The 15,841-nt window shown below is 70.4% G+C and carries 15 protein-coding genes and 1 pseudogene; 9 read left to right on the plus strand and 7 right to left on the minus strand.

What is annotated here, in order from left to right; genetic code table 11:
- Positions 1-103: 103 nt before the first annotated feature.
- Complete coding sequence (locus ABZ464_RS14980; protein ID WP_359276089.1) at positions 104-2,620, minus strand: FG-GAP-like repeat-containing protein; 2,517 nt, start codon at positions 2,618-2,620, stop codon at positions 104-106.
- A 211-nt stretch (positions 2,621-2,831) separates the two neighbouring features.
- Here ABZ464_RS14980 and ABZ464_RS14985 point away from each other — a divergent pair, with 211 nt between their 5' ends.
- The 4 genes from ABZ464_RS14985 (at position 2,832) to ABZ464_RS15000 (ending at position 7,637) form a co-directional block, all read left to right on the plus strand.
- Entirely contained in the window at positions 2,832-3,413 is a 582-nt protein-coding gene (locus tag ABZ464_RS14985) for a DUF4956 domain-containing protein (RefSeq protein ID WP_359276091.1), read from the plus strand.
- On the plus strand, positions 3,410-4,213 hold the full coding sequence (locus ABZ464_RS14990) for a VTC domain-containing protein (RefSeq protein WP_359276094.1): 804 nt from the start codon (positions 3,410-3,412) through the stop codon (positions 4,211-4,213). The genes ABZ464_RS14985 and ABZ464_RS14990 overlap by 4 nt, the downstream gene beginning before the upstream one ends.
- Positions 4,210-6,021, plus strand: coding sequence for a carbohydrate-binding domain-containing protein (locus ABZ464_RS14995; RefSeq protein ID WP_359276096.1), 1,812 nt, complete (start codon positions 4,210-4,212; stop codon positions 6,019-6,021). Before ABZ464_RS14990 ends, ABZ464_RS14995 begins: the two co-directional genes overlap by 4 nt.
- A 272-nt stretch (positions 6,022-6,293) precedes the next feature.
- Positions 6,294-7,637 (plus strand): polysaccharide lyase family 1 protein, encoded by a 1,344-nt coding sequence (locus ABZ464_RS15000; protein ID WP_359276099.1) that lies wholly within the window; start codon positions 6,294-6,296, stop codon positions 7,635-7,637.
- A 72-nt stretch (positions 7,638-7,709) separates the two neighbouring features.
- Here ABZ464_RS15000 and drmC read toward each other — a convergent pair whose 3' ends face one another.
- Complete coding sequence (gene drmC / locus ABZ464_RS15005) at positions 7,710-8,375, minus strand: DISARM system phospholipase D-like protein DrmC (protein ID WP_359276102.1); 666 nt, start codon at positions 8,373-8,375, stop codon at positions 7,710-7,712.
- Between the two features lie 159 nt (positions 8,376-8,534).
- Entirely contained in the window at positions 8,535-8,909 is a 375-nt protein-coding gene (locus tag ABZ464_RS15010; RefSeq protein ID WP_359276206.1) for a Zn-binding domain-containing protein, read from the minus strand.
- Here ABZ464_RS15010 and ABZ464_RS15015 point away from each other — a divergent pair.
- Positions 8,874-9,032, plus strand: a complete 159-nt coding sequence (locus ABZ464_RS15015; protein WP_359276209.1) for a hypothetical protein — start codon at positions 8,874-8,876, stop codon at positions 9,030-9,032. The two genes, ABZ464_RS15010 and ABZ464_RS15015, sit on opposite strands and share 36 nt — an antisense overlap.
- Positions 9,033-9,110: 78 nt before the next feature.
- Here the strand turns inward: ABZ464_RS15015 and ABZ464_RS15020 are convergent, their stop codons facing one another.
- The 3 genes from ABZ464_RS15020 to ABZ464_RS15030 all read right to left on the minus strand — a co-directional run bounded on the left by ABZ464_RS15020 (position 9,111) and on the right by ABZ464_RS15030 (position 10,897).
- Positions 9,111-9,527 (minus strand): PIN domain-containing protein, encoded by a 417-nt coding sequence (locus tag ABZ464_RS15020; protein WP_359276105.1) that lies wholly within the window; start codon positions 9,525-9,527, stop codon positions 9,111-9,113.
- Between the two features lie 2 nt (positions 9,528-9,529).
- On the minus strand, positions 9,530-9,778 hold the full coding sequence (locus ABZ464_RS15025) for a type II toxin-antitoxin system VapB family antitoxin (RefSeq protein WP_359276107.1): 249 nt from the start codon (positions 9,776-9,778) through the stop codon (positions 9,530-9,532).
- Positions 9,779-10,012: 234 nt separating this feature from the next.
- Positions 10,013-10,897: a helix-turn-helix domain-containing protein gene (locus tag ABZ464_RS15030; RefSeq protein ID WP_359276110.1), complete on the minus strand. Its 885-nt coding sequence runs from the start codon at positions 10,895-10,897 to the stop codon at positions 10,013-10,015.
- Between the two features lie 512 nt (positions 10,898-11,409).
- Between ABZ464_RS15030 and ABZ464_RS15035 the strand changes: the two are divergent.
- The 4 genes and pseudogenes from ABZ464_RS15035 to ABZ464_RS15050 form a co-directional block, all read left to right on the plus strand.
- Positions 11,410-11,589: pseudogene (locus ABZ464_RS15035) on the plus strand (ISL3 family transposase); the annotation flags it as partial.
- Positions 11,590-11,753: 164 nt separating this feature from the next.
- Complete coding sequence (locus tag ABZ464_RS15040; RefSeq protein WP_359276113.1) at positions 11,754-12,191, plus strand: SRPBCC family protein; 438 nt, start codon at positions 11,754-11,756, stop codon at positions 12,189-12,191.
- Positions 12,188-12,601 (plus strand): EVE domain-containing protein, encoded by a 414-nt coding sequence (locus ABZ464_RS15045; RefSeq protein ID WP_359276116.1) that lies wholly within the window; start codon positions 12,188-12,190, stop codon positions 12,599-12,601. The genes ABZ464_RS15040 and ABZ464_RS15045 overlap by 4 nt, the downstream gene beginning before the upstream one ends.
- Positions 12,598-13,041 (plus strand): MarR family transcriptional regulator, encoded by a 444-nt coding sequence (locus tag ABZ464_RS15050; protein ID WP_359276119.1) that lies wholly within the window; start codon positions 12,598-12,600, stop codon positions 13,039-13,041. Before ABZ464_RS15045 ends, ABZ464_RS15050 begins: the two co-directional genes overlap by 4 nt.
- A gap of 1,065 nt (positions 13,042-14,106) precedes the next feature.
- On the opposite strand, the gene metG is transcribed toward ABZ464_RS15050, so the two are convergent.
- Positions 14,107-15,825, minus strand: a complete 1,719-nt coding sequence (gene metG, locus ABZ464_RS15055) for a methionine--tRNA ligase (protein WP_359276121.1) — start codon at positions 15,823-15,825, stop codon at positions 14,107-14,109.
- Positions 15,826-15,841: the final 16 nt, after the last annotated feature.

Below are 15,841 nucleotides of genomic sequence, written 5' to 3' on the forward strand. Positions count from 1 at the left end.
GCCGGGTTGTCCTGCGCGGACTACCCGGCCGGGTGACGCCCTGTCACGTGCCGGCGTCGAAGAGGGAGACGTCAGAAGCGGGAGACGTCAGAAGCGGGAGACGTCAGGAGAGCGTCCTGTATCCGCCCCAGCCCGACCCGATCAGCGCCCGCGCCCCGAAGGAGCCCTTGCCGTCCCCGTACTGCCGGTACAGCTTCCCGGCGGTGTCGCGGGCGACGAGGTCGGCCCGTCCGTCCCGGTTGAGGTCGCCCACGCCGACGACGGCGTTGTAGGAGGCGCCCCAGTTCGCGAACAGCTTCACGCGGGCGGAGAAGGTGCCGTTGCCCTTGCCGTAGTAGCGGTAGAGGTTGTTGGACTTGTCCTGGGCGATCAGGTCTCCGATGCCGTCCCCGTCGAGGTCCCCGGCGCCGACGACCTTCTTGTACGTCTTCCAGTTGTCGTACAGCTTCACCCGCGCCGACAGCTTCCCGGCGCTCGTGCCCTTGTAGAGGTAGACCGCGCCGGTGGCGGCGTTGCGGGCGATCAGGTCGGGGCGGCCGTCCTTGGTGACGTCACCGGGGGCGGTCAGGACGTCGTACTGCTTCCAGCCGCTGCTCGCGAGGGTGGTGTACGACGTCGACGGCTTCAGGGCGGCGCCGCAGGCCGGCTTGTACAGGCGCGCCGCGCCGCTGCTCAGCCGGACCAGCACGTCGTTGCAGCGGTCGCCGCTCAGATCGCCGACCGGGACCGCCGTGACCGTGGTGGGCCAGCCGGTGCCGGTGGCCTTGCCGGAGAAGCTCCCGCCGCCGGTGCCGTACTGGTAGGACAGCGCGCCCGAGGCGGTGAGGGTGAGCAGGTCGCCGGTGCCGTCGGGGGTGGCCGAGGCGCCGCCGAGGTCGTGGGCGACGGCCGCGCCACCGGTGACGGTGACGGTTCCCGAGGCCAGCTTCACGGCGGCGGACGCGCCTTCCTGGGTGGCCCGCAGGGTCCAGGCCAGCGGTCCGTTGGGGGCGTAACCCCCCGTGGTCGTACGGCCGTTCCAGCTTGCCGCGGCCGTCAGGCCGTCCGGTGTGCCGGTGAGTGTGCGGACGGTCCCGCCCAGCCGGTCGGTGAGCGTCACCGACCAGGACACGGCCGGCCGGCTGAGCTGCCAGGTGGGCGTCCAGGCCCCGCTGGTGGTGGTCGTGCCCTTGAGCGGGGCCGTCGCCGGGACGGTGGAACCGCTCACGGCGAGCTCCGGCCAGGCGGTCCTGGCGCCGTACAGCCGGCCCACGCTGCTGCTGCCGGCGTTGCCGGTCCAGACGGCGGTGGCTTCGCCGTCCGCGCCGACGGACACCTGGCCGCGGACGAAGGCGTTCGCCGAGCCCGGCAGCTGGGTGGGCGCGCTCCACGTGCCGTCGCTGCGGACGGACTCCAGCAGCGCGCGTCCGCCGCCGCCCGACTGGGACCACAGGGCGTGCACGGTGCCGTCGGCGGCCACGGCGGCGTCCCACTGCTCGGAGACGTACGCCGTGGACAGGGTCCGCGGGGCCGACCAGACGCCGGTGTCGGCCTCGCGGGTGGCGGCGCGGGTGCTGAAGGTGGTCGTGTAGTCGACCCAGACGAGGGTGACGTCGCCGTCGGGGGCGATGAGCGGCTCGGGGGTCCCGGCGAGATCGTCCGTGGCGGTCACGGTCTCGGGCGCGGCCCAGGCGCCGGCGGCGGAGCGGACAGCGGTGAGGAGGGACGTGTCCTCGGAGGGGTCGGTGCCGGGGAAGGCGACGGTCAGGGAGCCGTCACCGGCGGCCGTGACCTCGGGGTCGCCCACCGACTGGTAGCTGCCGGTCGCGGCGACGGGAGCGCTCCAGCCGGTGGCGCCGGCCGCGCGGGAGACCGCGCGCAGGGACGCGGACGGGCCGTCCCACTGCTTGTAGACGACGACGGTCGTGCCGTCGGAGGTGACGGCGGCGCTCGGGTTCGCCGCCATGTCGGCGCCGTCGGCCTCGGCGGTGCTGAGCTGTGCGGGCGCGGACCAGGTGCCGTCGGCGGAGCGGGTCGCGGCGTACACCTCGTTCAGGGCGCCGGAGTCCTTCCGGGTGGACCAGACCGCGGTGAGCGTGCCGTCGGGGCCCTCGGCGAGATCGATGCCCGCGTCTCCCCAGGCGGCGTCGGTGCCGACGAGTTCGACCGGCGCGGACCAGCCGGACCTGTCGGCCGCGAGGACCGAGCTGACGACCCGCAGGTTGAAGGGGCCCGAACCGGGTGAGGTCTCGCCCGGCATCTCGGTCCACAGCGCGGTGACGGTGCCGTCGGCGGAGGCGTGCAGTGTGGTGGTGCCGGCCTCGGTGGGGGTGGTCGCCAGCAGGGCGGGCGCGCCCCAGGTGTCGGTGCCGGCCGGGCGGACGGCGGCGTACAGCTTGCGTTCGCGGGCGCCGGGCCTCGCGAACTGTTCCCAGATCGCGACGGCGGAGCCGTCGGCCGCGGTGACGACGTCCTCCACGGAGGTGTCGACATCGGTTCCGGTGATGGCGGTGGGCGCCGTCCACGGAACGGCCGGCGCGGCGACGGCCGGTGACGGAAGCACCGCGCCGCCCGCGACCGCGAGTGCCACCGAGGAGACCGCGGCCGCGAGACGGCCGCGCGACAGGGCGAATCTGCCCACGTGAGTTTCCCTCCCTGCGAAGGCCCCCGCCTTCGCACAAGTGAGCGACACTAGCAGCGGACGTACGGTAAATGCCGTTCAATTCCCCGGACTTGATCCCTACCTCCCCCGTATCGCCTCCGTATTTCGCCTCCGTATTTCCTCTGTACTTCTCAAAGTCGCTTAAGGAATCGCCAAGAGAGCTCACAGCCGACTGGCCGATCGTCGGGGCATGGGCACCCAACCGCTCCTCGTCGCCACGGACCTGGCCGCGATCGCCGTGCTGGCCTTCGCCGTGTACTTCCCGCGCCATCACCGGCGCGACCTGGTCACCGCGTTCCTCGGGATCAACGTCGGGGTGCTCGCCGTCGCGATGACGCTGAGCCAGGCCGCCGTCGGGATCGGCCTCGGGATGGGTCTGTTCGGGGTGCTGTCGATCATCCGGCTGCGGTCGTACGAGATCGCCCAGCACGAGATCGCCTACTACTTCGCGGCCCTCGCGATCGGTCTGCTCAACGGCATCCCCGAGGAGACGTCCGCGCTCCCGCTCGCGCTGACCGCGCTGCTCGTCGGCACGCTCTACGTCGCCGACCACCCCCGCCTGTTCGCCCGCCACCGCACCCGCAGCCTGCGCCTGGACTCCGCGTACACCGACGAGGCCGCCCTGCGCGCCCAGCTGGAGGTGCTGCTCGGCGGGCGGGTGGTGAACCTGTCGGTCAAGGGCGTCGACCTCGTCAACGACACCACCCAGGTCGAGGTCCGGTACGTCGTCGACGGCGAGGTGCGGGCGCCCCGCGGCAAGGTCCCCGCGTGAGGGCCCTCGACTCCCTCGACGCGGCCGTCGGCGCCCTGCGCCCCGTGAGCCTGGACGAACTCGTGGCCCGCGCCGAGCTGTTGACCCGTGTGGACCGCAAGTACGTGCTGCCGCTCGCCGACCTGCCCTTCCTGCTCGGCGGCCTCGGCGGGGACGCCTCGGACGGCGTGCGGGTCCTGGAGATCGACGGCGGACGGGACTTCGGCTACCGCTCGCTCTACCACGACACCCCGCGTCTGGACGCCTACCTGGGCGCCGCCCGTGCCCGCCGGCGCCGCTTCAAGCTCCGCGTCCGCAGCTACCTCGACTCGGGCCTCGACTTCCTGGAGGTCAAGACACGGGGGCCGCGCGGCACCACCGTCAAACAGCGGATCCCGTACGACGGTGACGACCGCCGTCTCGACCCGGCGGGCCGCGCCTTCGTCGACGCCGTCCTCACCGCCGCCCGTATCGACTCGCGCGACCTGCGCTTTTGCCCCGCGCTGACGACGACGTACCGCCGCACCACCCTGCTGCTGCCCGGCGACGGCAGCCGGATGACGGTCGACACCGGGCTGGTCTGGGCGCTGCCCGACGGCTCGCGGGTGCTGGCGGCCGGGGACCGGGCCGTCGTCGAGACCAAGGCCGGACGGGCCGGTTCCGGCGCCGACCGGCTGCTGTGGTCGCTCGGCCACCGCCCCTGCACGGTCTCCAAGTACGGCACCGGGCTCGCCGCCCTGCGCCCCGAACTCCCCGCCCACCGCTGGCTGCCGGTCCTGCGCCGGCACTTCCCCACCGCACTCGACGGGAGCCCCGCATGAGCATCGCAACCACGGTACGGCGCAGGCTCGCCGCCGCCCTCGCCGGCCTCGCCCTGGCCGCGGCGGCCCTGACCGGCTGCTCCTCGGACCGCACCGAGGAGACGGCCGAGGCCGCGGAGTCGGCCTCCTCCGGTACGGCCGTGGAGGGCGCCCAGAGCGCCGCCGCCGTCCTCGCCGCCGACGAGAAGGCCCATGACGCCGACCTCGGCGAGGACTCCGCAGGCGCCGTGGACATCGCGCTCGACGGGGACTCCGCCACCGTGACGGGCGAGGGGGCGCGGGTGAGCGGGGCGACCGTGACGATCACCTCGGCCGGCACGTACCGGATCGCCGGCACCCTCACCGACGGGCGGATCGTCGTGGACGCGCCCGACGCGACCGTACGGATCGTGCTGGACGGGGCGAGGATCTCCAGCTCCACCGGGGCGGCCCTCGCGGCCACCGAGGCGGACGCCCTGGTCGTCGTCCTCGCCGACGGCAGCACGAACACCCTCTCCGACGCCCCGTCCTACGCCGAGGACGCCGAGGTGAGTGCGGCCCTGTTCAGCGCCGGTGATCTCACCGTCGGGGGCGGCGGCACGCTCACCGTGAAGGGCAACGGCGGCGACGGCATCGTGAGCAAGGACGGGCTCGTCCTCGCCTCCGGGACGATCCGGGTCACCGCCGCCGACGACGGGGTGCGCGGCAAGGACTACCTGGTCGTCGAGGACGGCGAGCTCACCGTCGAGGCGGGCGGCGACGGGCTGACGTCCGACGACGAGGACGACGAGGACCGCGGGTATGTGTCGGTGGCGGGCGGCGCGATCGACGTCACCGCGCGGGGCGACGGGGTCTTCGCGGCCACCGACCTCGTCGTCACCGGCGGCCGGCTGACCGTCGCCGCCGGTGGCGGAAGCGGTGCGGAGCCCGCCGACGACACCTCCGCGAAGGGGCTGAAGGCCGGGGTCATCGGCGTCCTGGAGGGCGGCACGGTCGCCGTCGACTCCGCCGACGACGCGGTGCACAGCGACGGCGCGGTCCACTTCGCCGGGGCCACCGTGACCGCCACGAGCGGGGACGACGGGGTGCACGCGGAGGGCGACCTCGTCATCGACGACGGCACGGTGAAGGTCACCAGGGCGCAGGAGGGCCTGGAGGGCAAGGACATCGTGGTGGCCGGCGGCTCGGTGTCGATCGTGGCGAGCGACGACGGCATCAACGCCTCCGGCGGCAGCGGGGCCGCGGAAGGGGGCGGCCGGGGCGGTGGGGAGGGCGTCGGCGACTACAAGGTGACCGTCAGCGGCGGCACCCTCGTCGTCGACTCCGAGGGCGACGGCCTCGACTCCAACGGCACGGCCGAGATCACCGGCGGCACGATCGTCGTCAACGGCCCCCAGCAGGGCGGCAACGGCGCCCTCGACGTCAACGGCGACCTCACCGTCAGCGGCGGCACGCTGCTCGCGGCGGGCAGCGCGGGCATGGCCGTCGCCCCCGCCGAGGACTCCGGGCAGGGCTGGCTGTCGGCCACCCTCGACTCCTCCGTCCCGGCGGGCACGACCCTGCACGTGGTCGACGCCGACGGCGGGATCGTCGCCACGTACGTCACCGCCAAGCAGATCCAGAACGTCGTCTACTCGTCGTCCGCGATCAAGTCCGGCGAGACCTACCGGATCTACTCCGGCGGCTCGACCTCCGCCACCGACGGCACGGGCGGCCTCTACACCCGGGCCGGCACGCTCGGCTCGGCCGAGGAGGTCGCCTCGGTCACGGCCGGGGACGCGCCGGAGGGCGGCGGCTTCGGCGGCGGCCCGGGCGGGGGCCGCCGCTGACCGGCGGGGCCGGGCGTCGTCTCAGAACAGCCCCTTGAGACCGGCGTACCCGCCACTGATCTTGACGCGGCTGCCCATGTGTGTGGATTCCCCTCCCCGTAGGGGCTGTTCGCCCCCATTGCGCACCTCAGGCAGCTGGTGAGCGAATCGTGAAGGCATTTGACCAAGTGGCGTAGGGGGGTGGAGAAAAAGTTTTCAACCGGCGGCAACTCTTCACGATCCGGCGACCACTGACAGGGCGTAACCCCCGCTCCTCCCCGTAAGGATCCCCCGTGGCAGTTGCTTCCCACCGCCGGTCCCTCCGCGCCCGCCGCACCCTCGTCGTCTCCGCCGCGGTCGTCGCGGCCGGTGTCGGCGCCGGCGCGATCGTGATGAGCGCGAACGCCGGGACCGTGGACCTGTACCACCAGACGCTCGCCGCCAAGGACGGCTGGGCCTCCTCCGGCACGGGCACCACAGGTGGCACCAAGGCCGACGCCGCACACACCTTCACCGTCTCCACCCGCGCCCAGCTCGTGAAGGCGCTGGGCTCGACGTCCGACACCACCCCGCGGATCGTCAAGATCAAGGGCACCATCGACGCCAACACCGACGACTCGGGCAAGAAGCTGACCTGCTCCGACTACGCCTCGGGCACCGGCTACTCCCTCTCGGCCTACCTCAAGGCCTACGACCCCGCCACCTACGGCCGCTCGAAGCTCCCCTCGGGCACCCAGGAGAAGGCCCGCGCGGCCGCCCAGACCAAGCAGGCGAAGAACATCGTCTTCAAGGTGCCCGCCAACACCACGATCATTGGCGTCCCCGGCACCAACGCCGGCCTCACCGGCGCCATGCTGCAGATCCAGAGCGTGGACAACGTCATCGTCCGCAACCTGGCCTTCTCCGCCACCGAGGACTGCTTCCCGCAGTGGGACCCGACCGACGGCGACGACGGCAACTGGAACTCCAACTACGACTCGGTGACCCTGCGCGGCGCCACCCACGTCTGGGCCGACCACAACAGCTTCACCGACGCGCCCCACCTGGACGGCGTCAACCCCAAGTACTACGGCCGCGAGTACCAGATCCACGACGGTGAACTCGACATCACCAAGAGCTCCGACCTGGTGACCGTCTCACGCAACCAGTTCACCAGCCACGACAAGACGATGCTGATCGGCAGCAGCGACAGCGAGCCGAGCGGCAAGCTGCGCGTCTCCATCCACCACAACATCTGGAAGGGCATCGTCCAGCGCGCCCCCCTGACCCGCGTCGGCCAGGTGCACATCTACAACAACCTCTACGACGTCACCCCGCTCAACGGCTACACGGTGCAGTACAGCATCAACTCCCGCGCCAAGGCGCAGGTCGTCGCCGAGAACAACTACTGGAAGGTCCCGTCGAGCGTGAAGGTCGCCAAGCTGCTCAGCGGCGACGGCACCGGCGCGGTCAAGGGCTCCGGCAACCTCGTCAACGGCACGGCGACCGACCTCGTCGCCGCCTACAACGCCGCGTCCTCCAAGGACCTGAAGACGACGGTCAACTGGACCCCGACCCTCACCTCGGGCCTGGAGTCCTCCGCGAAGGACCTCCCGGCCTCGCTGCCGACGACGACCGGCGCGGGCGTCCTGAAGTAGCGCACCAGACCCGCGAGGGACGGGAGACCACGAGCCCCCGGCCCTCGCGTTCGCCTGATGGGGCCTATTGCCTCACGCAAGGCGCATGACGTTGTTCTCAGGGCCCAGGATCCATCGAAAATGGTCGACGAGCGGCTCCACTATGGAGGGATCACGCAGTACGACACCGAGCTCGATGTTGTCGGACAGCGCTCGGTCGGTGAGGTTGGCGCTTCCCAGCAGGGCAGTGTGCCGATCGGCCGCCACGAGTTTCGCGTGCAGCACACCGGAACCTCCCGCTCGATGCCAGACGCTCACCTCGTCGGGCAAGGCGGCGAAGGCCGCCGACGCCTGTGTGGACTCCTCGAGCAGCAGGTCGACATGGACCCCTCTCTCGACTGCTCGGCCTATCTCCGCCACCACGTCCTGAGCTCCATGAGCCGCGAAGCTGGCGATCAGCAGCGATGTCTCCGCCGACCTGATGACGTCCACGGCCACCCCGCCCGTCAGACGGGCCGGTAGCGACGCACTCATCGGACCGCTCACCACCACCTGGGTCGGTTCGGGCCGGGGGAGCGATCGAGCCGTGGCCAGTGCCAGGGCGAGCCCCGCTCCGGTCAAGCCCGGTGCCTCGGTGCGCCACACGAAGGTGATCTCAGTGAGTTGCGCAGCCAGTCCGGCGGCCGGCTGAGCCGTGATGAAGCGGCCCAGCAAGGGGTCATCAGGACGAGTGGTCGTCACAAGGACCTGTTCCGGCATGACCAGGCGGTCTTTTTTCGGGCAGACGATCGCAGAGGGCAGCCAGCAGACCTGGAAGACGAGGCGTCGACCCTCCGCTCCGAGCGGCGGGGATGTCGACCGGGACATGGACCGGACGCCCGCCCGGCTCTCCCGAGTCGGCGTCCGCCGCTGATCCGCTCACGGCCTGAACGCACACTTGTCGTCGGCCAGCGTGTCCACCAGCAGCGCCCGGTCCAGGTAGTGGTTGCCCCGTTCACACGAGGTTTCCGCGGCGAACAGGCAGGCGTGGCAACCCGCTCCGTGCAACCGCGAGTGGATGCGGGGATCGTGCTCGGCGCACATCGGGTCGGAGCTGCACAGCCTGGCTTCTTCGAGAGCCTGCGAGATCGCCGGCCCCAGCCGTTCGCGGCGGCCGAGCGAGACGAGGCCGCCCAGGGTGCCCTCGCTGTCGGGGGCTGCGGTGTAGAGGAGGATTCCCGACATGGGGGGCTCGACTCGCCGGAGGACGCCTCGCGTGTGCGCAGCGTGCGGGTGGAACTGCGTCCGGAGGATGCGGACAGAGCGACCGTGGCCTGGCGCAACGGCCTGGAGGTGGCGGTGCACGGCGATGTGGAGCCGTACGGGACGGGGGTACGGACGCGGGAGGTGAGGGCGTTCGTGGTCAGGCCGTCGTAGTCGTGTGAGCGCGTCACGAGGGAGCCGGACGGCGTTTCCCTCTGATCCTTTCGCGAGTTCCCGCCTGTGGTCCGGCGGTCATCCAGCCGGTGCGAACACGCTTCGCTCCACCACGTCGGTGAGTACGAGGGCGGCGGCTCGGAAGTCGTGGTCGTCATGCAGGACGACGAGGCCGTGGTGAGCGGCCGTGGAGCAGACCAGCCAATCGACCGTGGACAGGCTCTGATGCTGTCCCCGCTGGGCGAGCCGGTACTGGGCCGCCTCGATCCAACGCCAGGCGCCCTTGGGGACCGGGACGTCCGGGTACAGGTCGGTGAACATCTCTGTCATGTGGTCGAACTCGTCGAGGCTGCGAGCCGACTGCAGGAACTCCGTCCGCTGCGGGACGCATGACCCGATGGCGCCTTCCTCGAGCTCATGCGCCCAGAGATCGTTGAGCTTCCGATCGCGCTGAAGCCGCCACACAGCGGTGGAGTCGGCGAGGTAGCGAATCACGGTCAGGCGATGTCCTTGTTCGCGCGGTCGTCGCCTGAGTAGCCCTTTTCAGCCGCATGCTGTGCCCAGAACCCGTCCTCGTCCCATTGCTGCGCCCTCTCCAGGTGGCGCAGCCGGGCCTCGGTACGCCGTCGGCGCTCCGCGTACTCCCGGAGTGCCAGGTTGACCATCTCCTTCTTGGTCTTGGCGCCGGACAGTCTCATCGCCTCCGCGAGGGCTTCGTCGTCGATGTCGATCTGAGTGGCGGACATGGGGCACCTCCCTAAGATGTGTTTCATACAAAGATACCCAATGCTCCATCCATCGCTCGGGTTGCCAAGCCCTTCTCCGTAACGCTGCAAGGTGGCTTGCGCGGTGTTCGGCCTCGATCTCCTCATCGGTGCTGTCCTCGGTGCCCAGCTCACTGAGCAGACGCGCCGTTGCCTCGGCCGCGTCGGGACCGTGTCTCAGGAGCGCGCACCTGTGCTCGCGCCACCCGGCACAGGTCACCGTGGTACCTGCGTGCTCAACGGCGAGTCATGCCCGGTCCGGCAGGCGTTGCACAGGCCGGGGTCCGGACCGCGGAAGGCGTGGTCGCAGCTGTCGCAGTTGCGCATGGGGTGGTGGACCGTCGGTGGTGGTTGGGGTGCTCGGTAGGGCGGCGGGGGTGGGAGCTGTGCGGTCAGGCGGTGGGCGAGGAGGGCGGCGGGGCGGCGTAGGGGCTCGTTGGGGAGGTCGGCGGTGAGGGCGTGGCGTACGACTGTGGGGGTGAGGTCGCGTTCCAGCCAGGCGGCGACGCCGGGGGCGAGGTGTTCGGCGTCGGTGGCGGAGAGGAGAAGGCGGGGGTCGTGGCGACGGAGGCCGGCGAGGACGTCTACGGCTGCCTGGAGGAGAGCGGGCGAGGTGTACGCGGGCTGCGGCACGGCGGGGAGCAGCTTGCGGCGTGGCGGCGGCTTGTCCTGGGCGGGACGCGGTGCGGGCCTGCTGGCGGTGTCGGCGGAGGCGGTCCGGTGGCCGGGCTTGTTGCAGGAGACCGTGCGGGTGACGATCCGGCCGGTGTGGGTGTGCTCGCGGGTGCGGCGCAGGTAGCCGTGGGTCTCCAGCTCGCGCAGGGCGGCGGCGATACGGATCGGGCCCTCGGGGAAGCGGCCTGCGAGGGTCTTGATGTCGACAGCGGTGCCCGGTCGCACGGACTGGATGTAGCACCCCAGCCCGATGGCGAGCAGCGACAGCTCGTGGTGTTGGGCGAGGTGGTTGCCGATCACCGTGAAGTCTTCGGTGTGGCGGGCGTTGTCGTGGACGACGCCGGAGGGATGGCCCCGGTGGGGGTGGTTTTTGCCGGTCGTACGGGACTCGGCGGACGGGGGCGCGCTAGGGTTTTCGGTATCCATCGGGAAGCTCCGTACTTCCTTGGTGGTCAGGCCCTCGCACTGGGATCGCTAGTCCCGGCGGGGGCCGACTCATGTCCGGGTCGTGCTCTGTCGCGCTGAGCGTAAGGCAGGCAACCGGGTCCGAATCCAGCCGAGTTGGGCATATTCACCCAGGCGAGTGAGTCTGCCCGGCGGGAGGGAGGGGTGGGGCTTGGTGGGGTTCTTTCTCCCCGGTGAGTAATACATAGGGAGCGCAGGGCGGACCGGAGTGTGGGCCTCTACGCTCCGGTGACGGAAACCTCGCTGTGTCGGTCGGCCGGGGTGCTGCCGGCCGACCTGAGAGCCCCAGCGCGGCCAAGCCTCCGCCCTTCCCCCGTTACAGTGCCCCACCGGATCGGGCCTGGCCCCAGGGAGCGGAGTGGGGGGCGGGTCAGATCTCGGTCGGCTTGATCCCTGCCTCCACGACCTTCTCCAGCACGATGTCGATGAGATCCGCGGGCCGGTTCTTCGCTTCGGCCTCCTTGCGGATCGATCTCTCGGCGATCCGCCGGGCCCTCGCCCTGGTCGTGATTCGCTCCTTTGCAAAGGGCCTCGAACTCGACCGCGCCGCCGTGGACGCCGGACTTACCCTCCCCTACCACAACGGCCGCTCCGAGGGCGTCAACACGCGAACCAAGCGGATCATGAGGGACATGCACGGCCGCGCCGGGTTCGCCACCGCACGTCCTCCACTGATCAACACGCGATGCCTTGGCCCGCATTACCGCCGATTACGGGACGGAGTCGCTCGCTTCGACAGACCCGCAACCGAGATGGGGGCGGTCGCATGCCGGCTCAAGGGTTTGACGCCGAATTAATAAGCGCGCATACTATCTACATGATGACCATCGGCACCGCCCAGACCACTTCGACCGCTGCCCCGTCCGCCTTCTTTGCCCGCTGGGCCGACATGGCGACCTGGCCGGAATGGAACGCCGACACCGAATGGGTCCGCCTCGACGGCCCCTTCAAGGCCGGTTCGACCGGTGTCCTGAAGCCCAAAGGTGGCCCCAAGACGAAGTTCGTCATCGCCGAGCTCGCCGACGACCGATTCGTCGACGTCTCCAGGCTCGCCGGGGCCCGTATGACGTTCAGTCACTTCGTGGAGGAAACCCCGGATGGCGGCACGAAGGTTCAGGTGGCCGTCACCTTGGCCGGGCCGCTGTCCCACCTCTGGAATCTGATCCTCGGCAAGGGCATCAAGGTGACATTGCAGGAGGATCTGGACAGCCTGAAGGCCGTGGTCGAGGCTTCCTCCACGAGGGGCCTCGCGTGAAGTACTGGCTGGGCGTCGTCAGCCGCGACCACGTGCACCGCGCCGCCAAGGCGGGCATGGCCCAACTGAACCACGGCAAGCGCCCTGGCCTGGCCCGACTGAGCCCCAGCGATTGGCTGATCTACTATTCGCCACGCACGAGTCTGCGAGACGGTGAGACGCTCCAGGCGTTCACCGCGATCGGTGAGATCACCGACGGCGAGATCTGGCAAGCCGACGAAGGCGGCTTCCAACCCTGGCGCCGACGGGTCCGCTATCTGGAGCACGCGGTGGAAGTACCCATCCGCCGGTTCGACGGCTCCCTGGCCCTGACCTCCATCGCGGACTGGGGCCACCAGCTGCGACGCGGCCTGGTCGAGCTGACCGAAGATGATTTCCGTCAGATTCGTTCGGCCATGGTCGCTTCGTGACCCCGCGCGACCTGGACACCGGGTATACCGACGCCGAGGAGAGCCCCGGCTTGCTTTTGTGGCAGGTCACCAACCGATGGCAGGCGGCTGTCCGCCTCACCCTCAAGCCCTACGGGCTCACCCACGTCCAATTCGTGCTCCTCGCGACTCTGACCTGGCTGGGATCCGAGGGGCCGGTGACGCAAAAGGCGCTCGCCGACCACGCCGCGTCGGACCCCATGATGACGTCCCAGGTTCTGCGTGTCCTGGAAGGTCGCGGTTTGGTCGAGCGCCGCCCGCACCCGCAGGACGGCCGGGCACGGGCGCTCGTTGCGACAAAGGAAGGGCGCGTGTTGGCGAACCGCGCCGTGGTCGCGGTCGAGGCATGCGACGCCGAGTTCTTCGGAGCCCTGGGAAAACAGACCGATGCATTCACGCGGGCGTTGCGGCGCCTCAAGTGACTGATACACACCGGCGATATGGCGTATCCGACGCGCACCGCGCCGGATACCCACCCTTTCGCGGACGTGGGCTTCGACCACGGCCCGCACCGCGCAGTGTCGGGGAACTGCAGGCCTACCGTGACACTGCCCAGCGGCCCGGGAAGAATTGGGGTCCGGACGTTGATCTGGCGCGCTGGTTCCCCGACGAGCCGCGGGTTGACATCCCGGCGTCGACCCGCCCGGTCGAACAGTTCCTAGCCCAGCTCCCGCCCAACGCCGCGACTGTGCTGGCCGGCTTCGACCGCAAGGTCCGATCGGGAACCATGGCGCAGTTCCTCGAAATCTACGACTGGGCGTACGGCTTCGACTTCGAAGCCGACGACTGCGGGATCCTGGATTCCGACTCTGACACGGTGCCTCGCGGTGACGATGTGTGGCGATGAGCCGCAGCACCCCTCGTACCCCCCAGTGCGAGGCTCCGAGGACGTGGTCGACCCGGACGGACGTGGCAGTCCGCATGTGTACGTCCGGATCCCCGCGCCTCCTTCCAGGACACGGAGCCTGACGGTCAACGCCAGGGCGGCGAACATCGGCACGACGACGGCTGCCGCCCGTCGCCCGACCCGGGAGTTCCGCACGGATCGCATGCCGTGTCCTGTGTCCGGCCGATCATCGACGGTTCATGGGCGGCAGCATGACCCGGATCAAGGCACAGAGAGTGGCTGCCGACTGCGGCTGCGGCAACGGGATGTGGCTCTTGCCAGCCGTAGTGGGCCGTCTCCTCGACGCCGCGATTGACGATCATCGTGTCCCGGGCGCTCAGCCCGGACAGGCGCACCGTCGCCAGATGTCAGGCGCCACGGTGTTCCCGCAGTACGTGTATGCGTGCACGGCCGCCCCGACCGGGTCGTCCGCTGGGCAGGGCTGCGCGCGCCAGCCAGCGAACAGGGGCAGTGCGTCGACTCGAGTCTCCACGATGTGCCCGGAGTGTGCCTAGGGCGGGAAACCTATTCCTTCCGCCGGGAGCCGGAAGGGGCCCAGGAATTCGCCAATCCCGGGCCCCTTCTCGTTGAGTGCGTCGCGCTACGCGGCCGGTTCGCCGCCGAAGCGCTCCTTGTAGGCCGCCAGGTCCTCGTCCGTGAGCTTGGCGAAGAGGACCGGGGGGACGGTGAAGGGGGTTCCGGCGGGGACGGCGGTGAGGGACTTCGCCTCGTCCGCGGTGACCCAGGTGGCCGTGTCCTCGGTGAGGGAGAAGGCCTCGCGCATGGTCTTCGCCGTCGTCGGGATGAAGGGCTCCGAGACCACCGCGTACAGGTGGATCAGGTTCATCGCCGTGCGCAGGGTGAGGGCCGCGCCGTCCTTGTCGGTCTTGATCTCCAGCCAGGGGGCCTTCTCCTCCAGGTAGGAGTTGCCCGCGGACCACAGGGCGCGCAGGGCGGCGGCCGCCTTGCGGAACTGGAGGGCCTCCAGCTGGGTCTCGTACTCGGCGAGCAGCTCGGCGATCTGCTCGCCCAGCCGGGTCTCCGCCTCGCCGGGGGCGCTGCCCGCCGGGACCTCCTCGCCGAAGCGCTTCTTCGAGAAGGACAGGACGCGGTTGACGAAGTTGCCCAGGGTGTCGGCGAGGTCCTTGTTGACCGTCGCCGTGAAGTGCTCCCAGGTGAAGGACGAGTCGTCCGACTCGGGGGCGTTGGCGATGAGGAAGTAGCGCCAGTAGTCGGCCGGGAGGATGTCCAGGGCCTGGTCGGTGAAGACGCCCCGCTTCTGGCTCGTGGAGAACTTCCCGCCGTAGTACGTCAGCCAGTTGAAGGCCTTGACGTAGTCGACCTTCTTCCACGGCTCGCGCACGCCCAGCTCGGTGGCCGGGAACATCACCGTGTGGAAGGGGACGTTGTCCTTCGCCATGAACTCGGTGTAGCGGACGCTCGCATCCGCCTCGTACCACCAGGACTTCCAGTCCCGGTTCTCCGGGTCGAGGTCCGCCCACTCCTTCGTCGCGCCGATGTACTCGATGGGCGCGTCGAACCAGACGTAGAAGACCTTGCCCTCGGCGGCCAGCTCCGGCCAGGTGTCGGCCGGGACCGGGACGCCCCAGTCCAGGTCACGGGTGATGGCGCGGTCGTGCAGGCCCTCGGTCAGCCACTTGCGGGCGATGGAGGAGGCCAGCTGCGGCCAGTCGCCCTCGTGGCGGGAGACCCACTCCTCGACCTCGTGCTGGAGCTTGGACTGCAGCAGGAAGAGGTGCTTGGTCTCGCGGACCTCGAGGTCCGTGGAGCCGGAGATGGCGCTGCGCGGGTTGATCAGGTCGGTGGGGTCGAGCACCCGGGTGCAGTTCTCGCACTGGTCGCCGCGGGCCTTGTCGTAGCCGCAGTGGGGGCAGGTGCCCTCGACATAGCGGTCCGGGAGGAAACGGCCGTCGGCGGGGCTGTAGACCTGGCGGATCGCCCGCTCCTCGATGAAGCCGTTCTCGTTGAGGCGGCGGGCGAAGTGCTGGGTGATCTCGCGGTTCTGCGCGCTGGAGCTGCGGCCGAAGTAGTCGAACGCGAGCGCGAAGCCGTCGTAGACCGCCTTCTGCGCGTCGTGCGCCTGGGCGCAGAACTCGGCGACCGGGATGCCCTGCTCCTTCGCGGCCAGCTCGGCGGGGGTGCCGTGCTCGTCGGTCGCGCAGATGTACAGGACGTCGTGGCCGCGCTGGCGGAGGTACCGGGAGTACACGTCCGCCGGGAGCATGGACCCCACCATGTTGCCCAGGTGCTTGATTCCGTTGATGTACGGAAGGGCGCTGGTGATGAGGTGTCGAGCCATCGGGGGCTGCTCCCAG

This window comes from Streptomyces sp. NPDC005820 (genome assembly GCF_040630255.1).
Lineage (GTDB): Bacteria > Actinomycetota > Actinomycetes > Streptomycetales > Streptomycetaceae > Streptomyces.